At 68.6% G+C, this 16490-nt stretch carries 13 protein-coding genes; 5 read left to right on the forward strand and 8 right to left on the reverse strand.

Going from position 1 to position 16490, the window contains the following annotated elements:
* Window positions 1-15: 15 nt before the first annotated feature.
* Together ABD481_RS12305 and ABD481_RS12310 are read right to left on the reverse strand one after the other, a co-directional pair.
* Window positions 16-813 (reverse strand): TetR/AcrR family transcriptional regulator, encoded by a 798-nt coding sequence (locus ABD481_RS12305; RefSeq protein WP_344665728.1) that lies wholly within the window; start codon window positions 811-813, stop codon window positions 16-18.
* A gap of 100 nt (window positions 814-913) precedes the next feature.
* The gene (locus ABD481_RS12310; protein WP_344665729.1) at window positions 914-1588 is read right to left on the reverse strand and encodes a TetR/AcrR family transcriptional regulator; all 675 of its coding nucleotides are present in this window, start codon (window positions 1586-1588) and stop codon (window positions 914-916) included.
* A 152-nt stretch (window positions 1589-1740) separates the two neighbouring features.
* Between ABD481_RS12310 and ABD481_RS12315 the strand changes: the two genes are divergently transcribed.
* Entirely contained in the window at window positions 1741-3033 is a 1293-nt protein-coding gene (locus tag ABD481_RS12315) for an EF-hand domain-containing protein (protein ID WP_344665747.1), read from the forward strand.
* Between the two features lie 116 nt (window positions 3034-3149).
* On the opposite strand, the gene ABD481_RS12320 is transcribed toward ABD481_RS12315, so the two are convergent.
* Window positions 3150-4472: an ATP-grasp domain-containing protein gene (locus ABD481_RS12320; RefSeq protein ID WP_344665730.1), complete on the reverse strand. Its 1323-nt coding sequence runs from the start codon at window positions 4470-4472 to the stop codon at window positions 3150-3152.
* 49 nt (window positions 4473-4521) lie between these two features.
* Window positions 4522-5490, reverse strand: a complete 969-nt coding sequence (locus ABD481_RS12325; RefSeq protein WP_344665731.1) for a hypothetical protein — start codon at window positions 5488-5490, stop codon at window positions 4522-4524.
* Window positions 5491-5690: 200 nt separating this feature from the next.
* On the opposite strand from ABD481_RS12325, the gene ABD481_RS12330 reads away from it, so the two are divergent.
* The 3 genes from ABD481_RS12330 to ABD481_RS12340 all read left to right on the forward strand — a co-directional run bounded on the left by ABD481_RS12330 (window position 5691) and on the right by ABD481_RS12340 (window position 9733).
* Window positions 5691-7334: a pyridoxal phosphate-dependent decarboxylase family protein gene (locus ABD481_RS12330; protein ID WP_344665732.1), complete on the forward strand. Its 1644-nt coding sequence runs from the start codon at window positions 5691-5693 to the stop codon at window positions 7332-7334.
* Between the two features lie 122 nt (window positions 7335-7456).
* Window positions 7457-8323, forward strand: coding sequence for an intradiol ring-cleavage dioxygenase (locus ABD481_RS12335; RefSeq protein WP_344665733.1), 867 nt, complete (start codon window positions 7457-7459; stop codon window positions 8321-8323).
* Between the two features lie 54 nt (window positions 8324-8377).
* The gene (locus ABD481_RS12340; protein ID WP_344665734.1) at window positions 8378-9733 is read left to right on the forward strand and encodes a pyridoxal phosphate-dependent decarboxylase family protein; all 1356 of its coding nucleotides are present in this window, start codon (window positions 8378-8380) and stop codon (window positions 9731-9733) included.
* A gap of 15 nt (window positions 9734-9748) precedes the next feature.
* Here the strand turns inward: ABD481_RS12340 and ABD481_RS12345 are convergent, their stop codons facing one another.
* From ABD481_RS12345 to ABD481_RS12360, 4 genes are all read right to left on the reverse strand, one after another.
* Entirely contained in the window at window positions 9749-10264 is a 516-nt protein-coding gene (locus tag ABD481_RS12345; protein ID WP_344665735.1) for a hypothetical protein, read from the reverse strand.
* A gap of 114 nt (window positions 10265-10378) precedes the next feature.
* Entirely contained in the window at window positions 10379-11248 is an 870-nt protein-coding gene (locus ABD481_RS12350; protein ID WP_344665736.1) for an ABC transporter permease subunit, read from the reverse strand.
* 1 nt (window position 11249) lies between these two features.
* Window positions 11250-12197 carry an ABC transporter ATP-binding protein gene (locus ABD481_RS12355; RefSeq protein ID WP_344665737.1) on the reverse strand — a complete coding sequence of 316 codons (948 nt, stop codon included), beginning with the start codon at window positions 12195-12197 and terminating at the stop codon, window positions 11250-11252.
* A 202-nt stretch (window positions 12198-12399) separates the two neighbouring features.
* On the reverse strand, window positions 12400-13734 hold the full coding sequence (locus ABD481_RS12360; protein ID WP_344665738.1) for a cation:proton antiporter: 1335 nt from the start codon (window positions 13732-13734) through the stop codon (window positions 12400-12402).
* 816 nt (window positions 13735-14550) lie between these two features.
* Between ABD481_RS12360 and ABD481_RS12365 the strand changes: the two genes are divergently transcribed.
* Entirely contained in the window at window positions 14551-16473 is a 1923-nt protein-coding gene (locus ABD481_RS12365) for an ABC transporter ATP-binding protein (RefSeq protein ID WP_344665739.1), read from the forward strand.
* Window positions 16474-16490 lie beyond the last annotated feature (17 nt).

The following is a 16490-nucleotide window of genomic DNA, read 5'->3' on the forward strand; positions in this document are numbered from 1 at the left end:
CTACGCGGGCGATTCCTAGCCGCTGAGCAGGTCGGAGGTACCGCTTGCACCAGAGGTACCGGTTGCACCGGAGGTACCCGGGGCTTCGGCGGTATCTGGGGCTCCGGTACCCAAGGCTCCGGCCGCGGCGTCCACGCGCGCGGCCCGGTCCTGCTTCGCCCGCGCCCAGACCTCCGGGTCGACGATCGTCGCGATCTGGGCTTCCAGGACCTCGGGCATGTCGACCGCCTCGGGGTCCAGGAGCCACTGCACCTGGAGCCCGTCCATGATGGCGATGATCGTCGCCGTCTCGTCGGTCACCGACGCGTCGGCGGCCAGGCCGCCGACGGCCTCGACCTCCTCCAACGCTCGGCGGACGATGGCCGCGAAGGAGTGGTAGCGGCCGGTGAAATACTCGTGGGCCGGGTGTTCGGCTGACGTCGCCTCGCCAGCCACCACCGTGTAGAGCTGGACGATGCCGCGGTGCCGGGCGTTGTCCGCGGCCTGGACGACCAGGCCGAGCAGCAGGTCCGCGCCGTGCAGCGCCTGCGCCCGCTCGGCGCCCAGCGTGTCGCGGCGTTCCAGCACGGCCGTGAGCAGCGCTCGTTTGCTGGTGAAGTGGTGCAGCAGCCCGGGCTCGCTCATCCCCACCTTCTCGGCCACCTCGTTGATGGAGCCGCTGCGGTACCCGGTCCGGCCGAACACCTCCAACGCGGCGTCCAGGATCTCGGTCCGGCGGTCGGCGGACTTGGCATACGCGCCCCGCTTGGCGCCGGTGCCGCGCGCGGTACGGCGCGCGGCGGCACGGTCGTCAGCCGACGCGTCCTTTGTCATGTCCGTGTCATCCGTCCGCGAAGCAGGCGAGCTGGTGAACAGGTGCGTTGGTGAGCTGGCGAGTGGGTGGGTTGGTGAGCTCGTGGAGCAGAATGCGACTCTACTCGCCGGACCAGTGGTCGGCGCCCACGAACCGGCCCAGGAACCGCGCGGTCGCGGCCGGCAGGTCCACCGCCTCGGGCGCGAGCAGCCATTGCGTCTGGAGGCCGTCGAGTGCTGCGAGGGTGGCCGCCGCAGCGGCGCCGGGCTCCATACCCGTGCGGAGCCGCCCGGCCGCCGCGTACGTTGCGAAAGCTTGTGTCAGCGCGTCACGCTGCCGCGCGTAGTGGGAGGCGAAGTAGGCGCGCGCCGGGTGGTCTTCGGTGGTCGCCTCGGCGGACAGGACGCAGTGCAGCTCGACCACGCCGCGGTGCTCGGCGTTGTAGGCGGACAGCGCGACCAACGCCCGCAGTATGGCGCCCGGGTCCTGCCCGGGCTCGGCGGGCAGCGGACCGGACACCGCGTCGCGGTGCTCCAGGACGGCCGTGAGCAGCGTGCTCTTGCTGTCGAAGTGGTGCAGCAGCCCGGCCCGGCTCATCCCCACCCGCTCGGCGATCTCGCTGATCGAGCCGGCCCGGTAGCCGGACTGGGCGAAGACCTCCAACGCGGCGTCGAGGATCTCCTCCCGGCGTCGACGGCTCTTGGCGTACGGCCCCCGGGAACGACCCGGGTCGCGGTCGGCAGCGGAGTCGGCAGTGCGGTCGGCGGCGGGTTCGGTCGGCGGGTCGGCGGGCACGGGCCAATTCTGCCGTGCATAAGGCGGTGCGACGGTGCGGCACTCCGGATTCGGACGGTGCCGGCCTTGGTCCGAGCGGGTGAGCATCGGCGCCGACCGCCTGGGCATTGACCGTCGGCGGCTGTCGCTTCTGGCACCGTGGTCGGGTGGAGATGATGCGCTCGCGATACTTTCTGCTGGTCGTCGCGCCCTTGCTGGCGGTGACTCTCCCGTTGTTCGCTGTGCTCGCCGTGCGGGGCGAGGACGGGATGGCGGGGGAGCGGTTGGCGCTGTGCGCCATGTCAGCGTTCTTCAACGTCTTCATCATCCACTACCACCTGACCACGCCGCCGCATCCGAAGTTCCTGATGCTGCGCGAGCGGAAGTTCGCGGTGCGGGTGCACGTGGTGAGCGGCATGGTCGAGCTGGCGGCCGGGATCGTCGCCTACTCCAGCCCCGATCCGGTGATCCCGGCGACGGTGATGGCGGTTGCCGCGCTGTGCGGCCATGTGCCCTCGGCGCTGTATCAGACCTCGATCGTCTTCGGCGCGAAGGCGATCATGCTTCCGGGATATATCTTCGTCATCAGTCTGCACGCCTTCTGCGCGGTCAACTTGTTGCTGAACCCGTCTTCGACGGTGTGGATCGTCAACACCTTCCTGGCCCTGAACGTCTATGTCTGGGTCCGCGTGTTCATCGGTATCTTCAACTACCTGGATCTGTTTCCCGACACCAGGTACTCGGTGGCCGTGATGTTCTCCGGCTTCGTGGTCGTTCCCGGTGTCATCGGTGTGGCCGGCAACCTGCTCCTGGTCGGCTTCGTGCTGGCGCATCTGGCTCTGTACAAGGCGGTCATGAAGCCGTCCGCGGCCGAGTTCGAGGACTTCACCACCGAGAAGGAGCGCGAAGCCCTGATCAACGACGGCGTTCGCGAGGCCTGGGCCGAGATGACCGACGACGGAGAGCACGCCTCCGAACAGGCCGCCGCGCGGGCGCTGTTCGACCGCCTGGACACCGACGGCAACGGGGCGTTGGATCTGGCGGAGACCGCCAGGCTGATGGGCGAGTGGAAGCTCTCACCCCAGTTCATCCGTACGTTCGTCAACCGGCACGGTGAGTACGGCCACGTCACCTTCGACGCCTTCTACTCCCACCTGTACCAGGTCCACGGCGTTCGCAACCGGGCGGACAACGCGGAGCCGCCGACCGCCGCGACGGATCACGAGGCGGCCCGGACGGTGTTCGAGGAGCTGGACCTGGACCGCAGCGGCGCCATTGACGTCTTCGAGCTACGGCTCCTGCTGCTGGGCTGGGGCTTGCCGGAGAGCGAGGCCGACAAGTACCTGCGCCGCTACGACCATGGCGACCGGCTCATCTCCTTCCAGGAGTTCTACGAGGGTATGCGGCCGATCTGGCGCTTCGGCTTCTACGTGCTGTCCAAGGATCAGCGAATGAGCGTCCTGTGACGCGGCGCGCGTCAGGGGCGATTCCGGTGTCGCACCAGCCGGTCGAGTGCGCATCCAGCTGGCCGAGAGCGCATCCAGCCTGGTCGAGATCGCACCCAGCCCGGTCGAGAGCGTAATCAGGGCCCGAATTCGGTCTGCGCGGCGACCGCGTCGAGCCACGAGCGCCCCCGCTCGCTGAGCGTCGGAGTGATCGCGATGTCCGCCACATGTCCGCTGACCTGGATCAGCGCGACTTCGTCGCCGCGCTCGACGCGGTCGCCGACTCGGGCGTGGGGCCAGATCAGCGCTTCGTCGTCGCCGAGCTCTGCGAGCGGGCGTCGCTCGACGGCCCTCAGTCCGCATCCCGTCTGCCGGTAACAGCCTTCGGCGACGGTTCGCGTCAGCACGCCGTTCTGTGGTGCGTGCACGACCATCTGACTGACCGCCGGGGGGACGGCGGCAGCCGGTGTGGGCTCCGGCAACGCGTCCGTCACGAAGGACAGCAGGTGGGTGCCGAGCGTCGGCAAGACCCCGGCGGCGACCTCCGCGGCCTGCACCAGTCCGACCACCGTCTGGAACCTGGGATTGACCTCGATGGCGAAGGCCTGATGGCCGTCGCTCACCAAGTCGATCCCGAACGCGCCTCGGAAGCCTTCGGCGCGCATCACGTCGCCGACGCGCCGGCAGGTGTCCTGGCAGGACTCGTATACCCCCGGAGGCAGATGGTCCGGCCCGACGAGCTGGTTGCCGCAGTGGGCGCCCCAGGAGTCGACGAGGTCCGGCACGCCGACCAGTTGGTGCGAGATGCCGGAGACGACCGTCCGGTCCGGACCCGCGCAGCCGCTCACCGTCAGTGCGAGTCCGTGGATGTAGCGGGTCGCCTTCAACGTCTCGCCGGACCAGTCGCGCAGGCAGGCGTCGTAGGCATCGGCGGACTCCACCAGGCGGGTGCCTCGGCCGACGAGGTTGTTGGCGCGCCGTTGCACCACCAGCGGTGCTCCCGCGCCCAACGCCTCCCATGCCGAGGGCGTCCGATCGTGCCGGTCAGGCGGGATGATGCTGTGTTCTGGCGTCGGCACCTGCGCCGTCGCGAACAGTTGGACCGCGGTGATCTTGTCCGCGGCCCGGTCCGTGGCCTTGAGATCGGGTGCGGCGAGCCGGAGCCCGCGTTGCCGAGCCCATGCGTGAGCACCGTCGCCGTGCTCCGGAGCGAACGTCGCGCCGACCCGGCGCGGGTAGGACTGCGGCGCTGGACCGCTGGGCATTTCTTCGTAGGAGTCTTCGCGATACGGCCGATATTCGAACGTCATCGATGGCAGAAGTCCTGCGCAGGGTGCGCCGATGAAATCGGAGCGGTCGTACCACCACACCTCGTCCACTGCTTCGCGCAACGCGGCGAGTCCCGAGCCAAGGGGCACCGCGCCGTGGGACGGCGAGCCGGTCGCCGAGCTGTTGGTCATGGCACCAAGTAGTAGCAAGCCGGGGCGATCAAGAAGCGCATGACACGATTTAGCGGGGAATGTTTTCGTTCTGCGGATGCCGGAACGGGTTTGCTTCGAACAAGGAGCCGCCAGTGGACTGGCGCGGTACTTCGGCTCGGAGCAGGCCACGGCGGTTGCGGATCAGCCCCGCCAGGACATGGACGGCGGTCTGGCCCTGGGACCGTGTCAGCAGGCTGGGATCCCGCTGCCCGACGAACTCGCAGCACACTGCCTGGTGAGCAGCGAACATCTCGTCGGTGGCGGCGCGGAACTCCGACGCCGCGAACTGCTCGCGGTCCAGGGTCGCGATGACTGGCCCGACGGTCCGATAGACACGGACGAGTTCGCGATGGTCGCGTCCGGCGAGTCCGCTGAACCCTGGCGGCGCGTGCGGAGGCGTCATGCGAGGGCGCACAGCAGTTCGGTAGACCTCGGCGGGGAAGTCGGCTGTGAACCGTATTGCGACTGCCGCGCTCCGGCTCAGCGCGGTGGCGGCCTCCAGCGCGGCGCGGGTAGCGATTGCGTTGCCGCGCGCTGCCGCGTGAGCGGTTGCGATGAGGGCACAGGAGATCCCCTGCGTAATGACGTAGAACATCCGATGGCCGGTTTTCCACCGTGCGAAGGCTGTATGCCCGTCGATATCCGGAGGCGGTGTGCGATCGCGTGCGGTGTTCTCCACTCTCGAACCCGGTGCCGCCGCGCCGAACACGACGTGGACTCCGCGTCTCAACACTTCCCAGTCCGACGCGCTGATGGACGTGCCTGCCCAGGCGGCGTCATCCACGGCGTCGAGGTGGGTGACGAGGAAGCCGAGCAGGAAGACAGCCGCATCGCTGCCGGGTACTCGACGGACGCCGAAGAACGTGTCCATGTCGTCGGGCCCGCATTCCAGGGCGGAGGGCGTCGCGGGCTCCTGCTGGGGGAGCGACTGGAATCCGGCCAGCCGCACGGCGAGCAGCGAGCGGATCTGGGCACGCTCTGCCTGCTCACGCGCCAACGTGGCTGGAACGAGACCCGCCGCTTCGAGTCGTTGAACGGCGTCTTGCCATGACCCGAGGCTCGGGACGGAGCCAGGCATGAGAAGCGGAAGCCGCCGGGTGGCCAGGACCATCGACAGGTATACCGCCTTCCACGGGCTCGACACCCGTTACCATTCCCACTGATAGTGGACAATTTCCCATGAATATATCTATATGCGTGACCGACACGACGGAGGATCGTTCCATGAGCATTGAGGTTCCGGTGCCTGTCGCGGTTCGCGAGGCCGCCGAGGGCGCGGAAGCCACCGAGGCCACCGAGCCTGTCGGTCTCGCCGACCGGCAGCCGCTTTCACTGACTGAGGAGGAGATGTCGCGAGCCGGCCGACGAGCGATCGACGTGATCGTGGAACGGCTTCAGGCGGGCGCGAACGGCCCGGTTCTGGTGCGCGGACGCCGGGAGGATCTGGAGCGGGTGTGGCGCGAGCCGCTGCCTGAGCAGGGCGATGATCTCGTCGCCCTGCTCGATCGTCTTGCCCGCGATCGCACGGGCCTGGGTGTGGGGATGCATTCCGACCATCCGCGGTGCTTCTCCTTCGTCCCCTGTGCGGGCAACTTTCCGGCGGTGCTGGCTGACGCGCTCGTCGCCGCGTTCCTTTCCGTGCCCGGCGCCTGGTTGGTCGGCGCCGGGCCGACCCAGATCGAACTGACCACCCTGGCCTGGCTGCGCGAACTGCTGGGCTTGGGGCCGGACACCAGCGGGTTGTTCGTCTCCGGCGGCTCGGTCGCGACCTTGACCGCGCTCACCGCGGCTCGTGACCATCGCCTCGATGGCGTGCTGGCCGGAGCTCGTGCTTACAGCACCACGCAGGCGCACCCTTCCGTGGCCAGAGCACTGCACATTCTGGGCTTGAACCGTGATCAGCTCATCGCGCTGGAGCCGGACGCCGGACTCAGGATGGACCCCGCAGTTCTGGCTGACCGGGTCCGGCGCGATCGGGCTGCGGGTCTGCGTCCGTTCCTGGTGGTCGCGACAGCCGGCACTACGAGCACCGGTGCCATCGATCCGCTCGCTGACCTTGCGGCGCTCTGCGAGCAGGAGGGGCTATGGCTGCATGTCGACGGTGCGTTTGGCGCGGCCGCCGCGATCACTGCGCGTGGACGAGCGGTGCTTGCCGGGCTGGACCTGGCCGATTCGATCACACTCGATCCGCACAAGTGGCTGTTCCAGCCCTACGAGATCGGGTGTGTCCTGCTGCGCCGCCCCGAGTTGCTCAAGGAGAGCTTCGGCCTGGCCAGGCACTTCCTCGACACCGGGTACCTGGCGGTCACTGAGTCCGGTGGCGAACCGGTTTCCAGCTCGAACCCCGGACCGACGCCTGGGCTCAAGGCGGTTCCGGACGCGGCGGAGGTCAATCTCTCCGACTATGGACCGCAGCAGACTCGTGGCCTGCGTGCGCTGAAGCTGTGGCTCTCGCTCAAGACCTTCGGTGCGGCGGCCTTCCGCGAGGCCGTCGAGCGTGGCATGGAACTTGCCGACCACGCGGGCGCGCTCGTCGAGGCGCAGCCCGAGCTCGAACTGACGTCGTCGCCCCAGCTGGGCATCTTCACTTTCCGGTTCCGGCCGTCCGGCATGGAGCGCGGTGCGACGCTGGACGCGTTCCAGAGCGCGGTCTCGAACGCGGTGCTCGATGCCGGATATGCCATGGTCACCACGACGCAGGTCCGTGGCGAGACCGTGTTGCGTATGTGCACCATCAACCCGCGCACTGACAGTGTCCAGGTCGAGAAGACCTTGGATCACGTTGTGCAGATCGGTCGCTCGCTCGCTGTGCTCCGGGCCGGAACTGGGCCGACTGGCTGACAGCTTCCACGCTCTGGTATGTCGCATTTCGTCAATATTCGCAGGATTCGTAGACTGGCGACATGGTCAGGAGCGAGGACGCCGAGGACGCCGAAGGCGCCGATCCGGGGTGGTTCACAGCGGTGTCCGCTGACGAGACCCGGCGGCCGTCCTTGGCGCCCGACGGGTTGTCGCGGCGGGCCGTTCTGCTCGCCGGCGGTATGGCGACCGCGGCGGCTTTGGCGCCGTCGATGGGTTCCGGATCTGCGGTTGCTTCAGCGCGGGCGGTTGGCGTCCCGGGCGCGACCTGCCTGACGCTCACTCCGGAGCAGATTGAGGGCCCTTACTACCTCGATGCCGGCTTGCTGCGAACGGACATCACCGGAGGCAAGGCCGGCGTGCCGTTGGATTTGCGGCTGCGAGTCGTCGACGTCCAGAGCTGCGCCCCGGTGCGCGGTGCCGCCGTCGATATCTGGCATTGCGATGCCCTCGGGGTGTACTCCGGCTATATCCGCGACGGCAACGGTGTTGGCGACAGACCACAGAGCACTGATGTGGCCCCGGTCAGCGGCCCGGTCGACCCGGCCGCCGAGATCCCTCATGAGCAACCCACCGACCACGAGACCTTCCTGCGGGGTACGCAGCTGACCGACCGGGATGGATTCGTCCGATTCAGGACCATCATTCCCGGCTGGTACGACGGCAGGGCAGTGCACATCCATACCAAGGTCCGGATCGGTGAGATCGCGGACCGAAAGAGGAGCGTTGCCAGGGGTGGGCATTGCTGTCATACCGGTCAGCTGTACATCGCGGATGACGTCGTGCGGGCGTTGGCGAAGATCGCCCCCTACAACACTGACCGGGCGGAACCCACGTTGCTGGCTCAGGACTCGTACTTTCCCCATGGCGGCTCCGCGGGTCTGCTCCGCCTCGGCTTCGTCCCGAAACACACTCGGTCTGTCGTCGAGAGCAGTATGACGATGGGTATCGATCCGAGCCGGAAGCGGTGAGGCGTCGACCGCGCTTGCCACGGATTCACTAGCAGGACAGCGGACGGAGGACAGATGGACCTGGATCGGTGGCTGGGCGAGGCGGCGCGGGCGGTTCGGACGTGGTCCGACGGCTTCGGCCCCTATCAGCCGCATCCAACGCTCGACGTGCCCGACGAAGCATTCGCGCCCGCGTTCGCCGCGTTGGCCGATCGGCTGCGGGAGAACTATCCGTTCTTCCATCCGCGCTACGCCGGCCAGATGCTCAAGCCGCCGCACCCGGCCGCCGTGGTCGGCTACCTCGCCGCGATGCTGATCAACCCCAACAACCACGCCCTGGACGGCGGTCCCGCGACGGCGACCATGGAACGCGAGGTCGTGTCACAGCTTGCTGCGATGTTCGGCTTCTCCACCCACTTGGGCCACCTCACCAGTAGCGGCACCATTGCCAACCTGGAGGCGTTGTACGTGGCGCGCGAGCATCACCCCGATCTGGGCGTCGCATACAGTGCCGAGGCCCACTACACCCACGCCAGGATGTGCGGAGTCCTTGGCCTGCGGGGCTATGCCGTTGCGGTCGATGAGCTCGGCCGCATGGACATGGAGGCGTTGGAAGCGGTGTTGAGCGCCGGTCGGGTGGGCACAGTCGTCCTCACCGTTGGCACCACTGGCCTGGGAGCGGTGGATCCGGTGCACGAGGCGCTCACGCTGTGCCGTCGGCATGGAGTGCGGGTGCATGTGGACGCAGCGTATGGCGGCTTCTTTCGGCTGCTGGCCGGGGCCGAGGGCCCAGAAGGACTCGATCCGCGGCCGTGGCAGGCGATCGCGGACTGCGATTCGGTGGTGATCGACCCCCACAAGCACGGCTTGCAGCCCTATGGCTGCGGTGCGGTGATCTTCCGCGATCCCGAGGCCGGGCGCTTCTATGTGCACGATTCGCCCTATACCTACTTCACGTCGACCGAGCTGCACCTCGGTGAGATCAGCCTGGAGTGCTCGCGTGCCGGCGCCTCGGCTGCCGCGCTGTGGCTCACCTTCCAGCTGCTGCCGCCCACCCCGGACGGACTCGGACGTGTCCTGGCCGCCGGCCGCCGGGCCGCGCTCAGCTGGGCGGAGCTGATCGACTCCTGCGCGACGTTGACGCTCTACCAACGCCCGGAACTGGACATCGTCTCCTACTTCCCGGCCCTGGAACCCCCGACCCTGTCCGGGATCGACCAAGCCTCGGCCCGGATCCTGGCCCAAGGCATGGCAGCCCCGGACCCCGTCTTCCTCAGCACACTGCGTGTCTCGTCCGCCGCCTTCGCCCGCCGCCACCCCGAAGTCGGCCGCGACGCCGACGGCGCACGCGTGCTACGCAGTGTTCTGATGAAGCCCGAGAGCGAGCAGCACGTCTCACAGCTGCACAGGGCAGTGGAGCAGCTCGTTTGAGGGGCCGCGACCGGGTCAGACGACGGTCAAGCAATACAGGCCGTGGCCGTGGTCCCGGGTCCGTCGGGCCAGGGCGCGGAACCGGTCGACGGTCTCCTGGGCGACGGTGAAGCCGGAGAACGGCGCTTCGGGAATATCCATCCATTGCAGGGCGATCATGGGCATATGCTCGTCATCGATCTCGGCCAGATCGGTGACCCACTTGTCCGGCAGCCGCTGGAGGAGCAGGCCGGTTTCCCACGGCGATTCCTGCCCGGGGCGGTCCTCATCCGGGGGCCACGCTTGCGCATCGGGCCAGACCAGGACAGGTGCGGAAGCGGAGGCCTGAACGTCGAGCGGGGCGCCGACCGCGAAGGCCACGAGCTGTCCCAGCACGACATCCGGGTCGAGGCCCTTGGCGTCGAACCAATCCGCGCCATTGTCCTCCAGCCCGGTCCCGGAGTGCCGGCGCCAATCGCCGTCCGGGCCGACGGACCACTCGATCGCGGCCGAGAGGTCGGGTGCCCGGAAGTAGTCGTGCAGTATGCCCATAGCGGAAGCGTATCGAATTGCCGCAGGTCAGCAGCCTCCGCCCGGCAGCGGCAGCGTCGCCTGTGCGCTGAGCCGCGACCCTTTGGCGGCGAGCGCTGCCTTCTTCGCTTCCCCCTACGCGTCCCGCCTCCGGAACAGCACAGCCCCGAAAGCGATCGCGACCGCGGCATACGCGGCGAACATCGCGAATCCGGTCCACGGCGACAACATCGGAATATCGGACCCGCCGAGCTTCCGGACGCCCCAGATCTGGCTGCCGGCCAGGAACGGGACCCACTTGTCGACCTTCGCCGCCCAGTCGTGCGGCAGGAACTGGGTCATGATGAAGGTCACGAACAGTGCGCCGATGGAGGCGGTGATGGCGCCGGCCGTGTGGCGCAGCAGCGCGGCCAGGCCGAATGCCAGCAGGGCGCTGACCGTTAGGTACAGGCCGCCGCCGATCACTGCCCGGAGCACGTGCGGCGTGGACAGGGTGGTGGACAGGTCGCGCACGGCGATGACATGGCGCGCGTTGCCCTGCAACTCGCGGATGTGCACGGTCCGGAAGAAGATCTGTCCGATGAAGTACGACGTGAAGCTGCAGAACATGCCTGTCACCAGTGCCACGGCGGTGAAGACCAGCAGCTTGGCGCTGTAGACGACGCCGCGGCGCGGCATGGCGGACAGCGAGGTGCGGATCATGTTGGTGGAGTACTCGCTGGACAGCGTCATCACGCCGATCACCACGATCACCAGCTGGCCGAAGACGATGCCGAACATCGACATCCGCACCGGGTCGAAGTCGGCGAGATCCTGTTTGCTGGTGCTCTCCGACTGGCCCCAGGCGAACAGGACGCTGATGCCGATGGTGACGACACACGTGGTCGCCAGGGTGTAGACGGTCGAGCGGACGGAGCGGATCTTCGTCCACTCCGAGCGCAGGGCGCCGGGCAGGCCGGAGCGGCGGGTGGCGGGCGGCAGGGCGGCGGCCGTGGTCGTCGTCATGTCAGGACTCCACCTTTCCGGCTTCCTCGATCGCCGGCGCGCCGGCCGGGACGGCCGCGTGGTACTCGACGGCCTCCTTGGTGAGTTCCATGAACGCCTCCTCCAGCGAGGCCTGCAACGCGGTGAGTTCGTGCAGCCGGATGTTGTTCTCGAACGCCAGGTCGCCGACCCGTTCCACCGGCAGCCGAAAGATCTGGAGCCGGGGGCCGTCGGTGGTGGCGCGACCGCCGGCGGCGGTGACCAGCTCGGCCATCCGGGCGGTGTCCGGGGTGCGGACCCGGACCTGCTGTTCGGAGTTCTGCTCGATGAACTCCTCCACGGTGCAGTCGGCGATCAGCCGGCCGCGGCCGATGACCAGCAGGTGGTCGGCGGTGTGCTGCATCTCGGACATCAGGTGGCTGGAGACGAACACGGTGCGGCCCTCGGCGGCCAGCGCCTTCATCAGGTTCCTGATCCACAGGATGCCCTCGGGGTCCAGGCCGTTGACCGGTTCGTCGAACATCAGCACCTTGGGGTCCCCGAGCAGGGCCGCGGCGATGCCGAGCCGCTGGCCCATGCCCAGGGAGAAGCCCTTGGAGCGTTTGCGGGCCACCTCGGTCAGGCCGACCATCTCCAGCACCTCGCCGACCCGGCGGGCCGGGAGGTCGTTGGTCTGGGCCAGGCACAGCAGGTGGTGGTAGGCCGAGCGGCCGCCGTGGATCGCCTTGGCGTCCAGCAGCGCCCCGACCTCCCGCATCGGGTTGTCGGCGGCGGAGAACGGCCGGCCGTTCACCGTCACCGATCCGGCCGTCGGGCGGTCCAGGCCGAGGATCAGCCGCATCGTGGTCGACTTCCCGGCGCCGTTCGGGCCGAGGAAACCGGTGACCCGCCCGGGCGTCACGGTGAACGACAGGTGGTCCACGGCCAGTTTGTCGGCGTAGCGCTTGGTGAGGCCGTCAGCCTCGATCATGATCGATCGCCTCCTTCCAGGCGGTGGCCGCGGCGGTCCGGGTCCGGTACGGACCGTGGCCGCCGCGGCACTCTCGGCGCATCCCGCACACAGAGCATGACAGAACTCTGTCTTCGCAGGAGTGCACTCTGTCTTCGTGGGCGTGCCTTCTGTCTTCGGCATGCACTCTGTCTTTGGCGTGCACTCTGTCTTGTCGCACCGCTCAAACCGGCTGCTCGCCCTTCCCGCTGCTCGCGGCGGCGCCGACGAGGCCGTCCCAGCGCCGCTCCCGGTCGGCCTCCCGGGCCGACCGGGGCAGGCGGGAGACGGCCAGGCGCAGCGTCGGCGGCGCCATCACGGAGGTCACGATCGCGACCAGCACGATGACCGTGTAGCCGGCGGTGGACAGCACGCCGGTCCGTAGTCCGACCATCGCGATGACGACCTCCACCACGCCCCGGCAGTTCAGCCCCGCGCCGACGGCCAGCGCCTCCCAGCGCGGGCGGCGGCCCAGCCAGGCCCCGAGGCCGGCGCCGGTGACCTTGGCGACGACGGCCACGGCGACGATGAGCGCTCCGGCGCCCAGGACGGCCGGATGCCGCAGGCCGGTCAGGTCCATGCGCAGCCCCGCGGTCGCGAAGAACAGCGGCGCCAGGACCGCCACCGTGATGTTCTGCAACGGCGCCATCCCGGCCGGTTCGAACTCCGGGCACGAGCCGATGACCAGCCCGACGGCGAACGCCCCGAGGATCGCCTCGAAGCCGAGCGCCTGCGTCGCGGCGCTGCCCGCGAACACCAGCACCGTGATGGCGGCCGGCGTCACGTGCGGGTCGCCCGCGCCGGCGGCGCGCCGCAGTACCCACCGGACGACGGGCCGCAGCAGCGGCGCGGCCACGATGATGCCGACCAGCCAGGCGACGTCGCGCACCGTGGCCCAGCCGTGCAGGCCGGTCGTCGCCATCGCCGAGACCAGTGAGAGTCCCATCCAGGCGCAGACGTCGTCCAGCGCCGACGCGGCCATGATCAGCTGCCCCACGTCGCGGTGCATGAGGCCCATCTCCAGCAGCGCCTTGGCGATGACCGGTATGGCGCTGGCGGACAGCGCGATCCCGATGAACAGCGCGAACACCCGCCGGTCGGGAGCGTGGGCTCCGGCGAGCGAGGCCGGGACCAGGAATCCGGTGCCGAAGCCGGCCAGCAGCGGTACCACCAGTCCTCCGGCCCCGTACAGCGCCGCGGTCCGTCCTTGGCGGCGCACAGCATCCAGATCGATGTGCGCGCCCGAGATCCCGACCAGCAGCACGACCCCGAGTTCGCCCGCGGCGTCCAGGAGATGGAACTGGTTCGCGTCCCGGGGGAGCAGCCAGTGCGACACCCCGGGGGCCGCCCAGCCCAGCAGGGAGGGGCCCAGCACGACACCCGCGCACAGCTCGCCGACCAGGGTCGGCGCTCCCAGCCGCACGGCGAGGCGGCCGAGACAGAGCGCCGCCGCCAGCAGCACACTGAGCTGGCACAGGAACACCACCAGCGAGTGGGAGCCGATGCTCGGGATCGGCATCGTCGGCTCTCCTCTCCCCGATGGCTTCGGCGTTTCGGCACATAGGTTTCTTGCACACAATTGTGCGCCTGCCCAGATTTCTATCAGGATTCGATGGTCTCGGCCAGCCTTTGCCGACATTCGGCCAAAGTATTCCGGTGACGTGGCTGGTCAATGCCGATCGCCGCTGGTGGGCGAAGCGTCTCGTCCGCCCTCGGCGTGGTTTTGGAGCTGTGTCTACGCGGCATTGGCGGCGGTGCCGGCGCACCAAAGACGCAGCATTGACAGGCCTTGCGAGCCGCGCCGCAAAAGATCCACCTTGGTGATCCAATGCCGCCGTGGCGCAGCTGAACACCAGGTGAGAAGGTACGCGTCGGCAAGGCGATCAAGGTGCTACCGACGCGATCATGAACCGCGATCGCCCATGCACCGCCGGTATACCGCCGACAGTCCGAGATCTCGCGAGGCCGTCGTAGAATCGTCGTGATGTTCGAGGACTTAGCACAGTTGCGACATCCGGAGAGTTCGCATACTCGATGGTGCGCGTTTTCATCAGACCACCGAACAACCGATCCGCCGTGATCTGCCGACAGTGGTGCAATGACCGACCAGGAAAAGGAATTCGAGCTCCGGGACCGATCGAGGTTGTCCGGTACCAGGAGTCCGCAGTCCGGCTGAGCCGTCTGCGACGCTGGATGTGAACAGCCGAGCCGGGCCGCGCTGGCGGCGTCGGAAGCGCTCGGCGTCGGCATTCGTCAGCGAGGTGGACCGCCCATGACCGGTGCAGCAGATCTGGTTTCGGCCCAGGACCCCGGGGCCGCCCGAGGAAAACGGAGTATGGGCCGGCTCATCCTGGCCGCGATCCGCCTGATCTGGGCGGCCGGGCGCCGGGACTTCGTCATCGTGATGGTGATGGACCTGCTCCAGGGGCTCGGATTCTTCGTGCTGATCCGGCAGGCGCAGCAGATGCTCTCCGGCCTGATCGCGATCAACGCCGGCCAGGACGCCCCCGGCCTGGCCGTGAACATCGTCATCTTCATGTTCGCGAACATGATCGGTGTCCTGACCCAGGCGGTCATCGCGAACCGCAAGGTGGTGCTCAGCGAGCTGACCGCCATCCACGTCTGCGGCGAGGTGCTGAAGGTCGCGTGCCTGGCCGACCTGTCGGACTTCGACGACTCCCGGTTCCACGACCGCCTGCAACGGGCCGCGACCAGCGCCCAGACCCGGCCGTCCCGGATGGTGCAGAGCCTGGTCACGATCGTTCAGACCGCCGTCGCCCTGGTCTCCATCTGGATCGCGCTGCTCACCGTGCAATGGGTGCTCGCGGTGTGCGTGGCGCTGGTGGTGGTCCCGATCTGGTACGGCGGCACCCGCGGCGGCGACCAGTACTTCGGCTTCGTCCGCAAGACCACCGCGACCGACCGCAGCCGGACCTATCTGTTCGGCCTGCTGACCACGCGCGACCCGGCGAAGGAGATCCGCGCCTTCAACCTGGCCGGCTACCTGTCCGGGACCTGGCACACGCTGATGAACCAGCGCCTGGACCTGCTGCGCGCCACCCTGAGGCGGCGCTTCCGCTGGTCGGTCCTGTCCTCGGTGGGCAGCAGCGTGGTGATCGCGCTGTCCGCGACGGTCCTGGTGGAGCTCAACCGCCGGCACTACCTGACCCTGGCCCAGACCGCCACGGCGGCCGGCGCCCTGCTGCTGTTCAGCCAGAAGGTCTTCGACTCGATGACGCTGACCACCGACTTCTTCGAGTCCGCGCCGCTGATGGGCGACCTCGACGAGTTCCTGGCCCTCCAGCCGACACTGATCCGCAACCGTGCGGGCCGGGCGCTGCCGCGCGGCTTCGAAGCCATCGAGCTCGACGACGTGTCCTTCACCTACCACGGCGCCCAGCGCCGCGCCCTGCACGAGATCAACCTGCGGATCCAGACCGGCCAGGTGGTGGCCCTGGTAGGCGAGAACGGTTCGGGCAAGACCACGCTGGCCAAACTGCTCGCCGGCCTGTACGCGCCGGAGTCCGGCGCGGTGCGCGTCGACGGCACCGATCTGCGCACGGTCGACCAGGAAACCTGGCGCGAGTCGGTCGCGGTCCTGTTCCAGGACTTCATCCGCTATGCCCTCACCGCCGAGGAGAACATCCGGATCGGCGCGGTCACTGGCGACCCCGACTTCGAGCCGGTCCGCACCGCCGCTATAGCCGCCGGCGCCGACGAGTTCCTCTCCCGCCTCCCGGAGGGCTACCGCACCATCTTGTCCCCGCAGTTCGGCGCGGGTCAGGACCTTTCCCTCGGCCAGTGGCAGCGGGTCGCCCTGGCCCGCGCCTTCCTCCGCGACGCACCGTTGGTGATCCTCGACGAACCCACTGCCTCCCTGGACGTCCGCGCCGAACGGGCACTGTTCGACAGCGTCCGAGAGCTCTACCACGGCCGCACCGTCCTGCTCATCTCGCACCGCTTCGCGACCGTCTGGACCGCCGACCACATCGTGGTCCTCCGCGACGGCGAGATCGTCGAGCAGGGCACTCACAGTTCCCTGATGGCGGCCGACGGTCTCTACGCCGAGCTGTTCGCGATCCAGGCGAGCGTCTTCACCGAAACCGATATAGACGACGTAGACGACATAAGCGACATAAGCGACACCAGTGGTACCAGCGACACCGGCGACACGCACGATACGGACGACTACGCGGACGCTGACGAAAGCGGCGTCGGCTCAGGAGCTGGACGTGGATTCACACCGCACGTGGAATGACGCAGAGTCCTCACAAC

Origin of the sequence: Catenulispora yoronensis, assembly GCF_039531695.1 — a bacterium.
Lineage (GTDB): Bacteria > Actinomycetota > Actinomycetes > Streptomycetales > Catenulisporaceae > Catenulispora > Catenulispora yoronensis.